The 1,557-nt window shown below is 66.2% G+C and carries 3 protein-coding genes and 1 pseudogene; all 4 read right to left on the bottom strand.

Annotated features, from left to right (window positions below; genetic code table 11):
* Positions 1 to 282 (bottom strand): YscG family type III secretion system chaperone PscG (pscG, locus tag FFS27_RS32620; protein WP_137952547.1); only part of this gene is annotated, 282 nt, incomplete at its 3' end.
* A 2-nt stretch (positions 283 to 284) separates the two neighbouring features.
* Entirely contained in the window at positions 285 to 542 is a 258-nt protein-coding gene (pscF, locus tag FFS27_RS32615; RefSeq protein ID WP_003087729.1) for a type III secretion system needle filament protein PscF, read from the bottom strand.
* A 2-nt stretch (positions 543 to 544) separates the two neighbouring features.
* The gene (pscE, locus tag FFS27_RS32610; RefSeq protein WP_003100751.1) at positions 545 to 748 is read right to left on the bottom strand and encodes a YscE family type III secretion system co-chaperone PscE; all 204 of its coding nucleotides are present in this window, start codon (positions 746 to 748) and stop codon (positions 545 to 547) included.
* Positions 711 to 1,557, bottom strand: a pseudogene (pscD, locus tag FFS27_RS32605) (SctD family type III secretion system inner membrane ring subunit PscD); the annotation flags it as partial. The pseudogene pscD and the gene pscE, both read right to left, overlap by 38 nt.

Genomic DNA, 1,557 nt, shown 5'->3' with positions numbered 1-1,557 from the left:
CAGCCCGGCCATCCTGCGGTCCAGCGCGGCGCCCAGCCCCAGGTGCCACTCGCACAAGGCGAACCAGGGCTCCAGCGCCGGCCAGGGATTGCCATGGGCGAAGACCAGGGCCTCCTGATAGCGCCCCTGGTTGGCCAGGCTGGAAATCCGGATCAGCCGTGCCGCTTCGTCCTGTCCGAGGCGCTCCAGCCACTCGGCGATGCACAGCGCCTCTTCGTGGCAGTGCTGCCCGCTGCCGGCCAGCGCCAGTTCCGCCAATTCGCGTATCAGTGAAGTGTCCATGTTCAGATCTTCTGCAGGATGCCTTGCATCAGGTCGCGCAGCGCCCGGGTCACCGTCGAGTTGATGTTGTAGATGACCGACCACTTGTTGATCTTGTGTTGCAGCTCGGCCAGCAGCGCCGGGTTGTCGGCATTGTCGGTCCCCTGCAAGGCCTTGATCGCGTCGTTGACGTCCTTGTTCGCTGCGTTGGCCTGCTCCTTCAGGGCATTGGCCACGGTATCGAGGGTATTCCCCGGGTTGGGGTTGAATATCTGCGCCATGCTTAGTCCTCTGTGAGCTGCGAAAGAATGCCGAGACCGCCTTCGAGGGCCCGGGCCTGCTGTTGCAGGAATTGAAAGCGCTCCGGGCCGGCGCCTCTGGCCAGTTCCCGGCGACACTCCGCCAGCGCCGCCTGCAGACGCTGCCGGAGCGCTGCGGCATGCGTGCCGTCAGCGACCGACAGTCGCGTTTCCAAGGCTGTCATCATGGAGCACCTCCCCTTTGAGATTGATGATGAAACGCTGCTTGCCGCGGGCCACCAGGATCGACTCCGGCTCGATGGCGAGGATTCGCACACCGCGGGATGTCGAGGCGCCCACCGGGTATTTCTGGCCGTCGCCGAGCACTACATAGGGCACCCGCCCCAGCGACACCGAGCGCACCGTGAACTCCAGTTCGTCGCCGCTGGCGCGCTTGCCGCGACTGAGCAGCTCCAGGCTCGGGCGGTTGCCGAACTCCTGCTGGAACTCGCGCTGCAGGCGGTAGAAGGCGCTGAGCTGGACCTCGTCGAGCGTACCGCTCAACTCGATGCGCTCGCCGCGCTCGCGGAAACTCAGTTGCCGGTCGAGGCCGGCGTCCGCCAGCAGGCGTTCGAGGCGGCGCAGGTGCGAGCCGGCCACCCGGACCTGGTTTTCCACCCCGAGCAGGCCCGGCACCTCGGACTCCAGCAATGCGTCGATCCGCGCCCAGCGTTCGTCCTGTTCCGCCAGTTCGCCGTTGAGCCGGACCCAGCCAGGCTTGTCCGCGTTGCTGCTGAGGATCTGCCGATAGCCGAATTTCTGCAGGATGAAATCCACGCCCTGGCGAATGTCTTCCATGCTCCGTGCTTCCAGTCGGTAGTCCACGCCGCTGCCATCGAGGTAGCGCTGCAGCGCCAGGCGCCGAGCGTTGTCCTCCAGGTAGCCGCCGAGCAGGAGACTGTCGCCCCATCGCCCGCGTGGGCCATGGCCAGAGCCTGCTGATCGGCGGCATCTACCGCGACGAACTGAGCCAGAGCCAGCGCAAGGTACCCTGGCT

Source organism: Pseudomonas sp. 2VD (assembly GCF_005503585.1).
Lineage (GTDB): Bacteria > Pseudomonadota > Gammaproteobacteria > Pseudomonadales > Pseudomonadaceae > Pseudomonas > Pseudomonas aeruginosa.
The sequence above is the reverse complement of the archived record's forward strand: the minus strand, read 5'-3'. Positions and strand labels throughout refer to the sequence as shown.

Bases quoted from the DNA above. Each gene is read 5' to 3' on its own strand.
- pscF (WP_003087729.1), bottom strand. From the start codon at position 542: ATGGCGCAGATATTCAACCCCAACCCGGGGAATACCCTCGATACCGTG.
- pscE (WP_003100751.1), bottom strand. From the start codon at position 748: ATGATGACAGCCTTGGAAACGCGACTGTCGGTCGCTGACGGCACGCAT.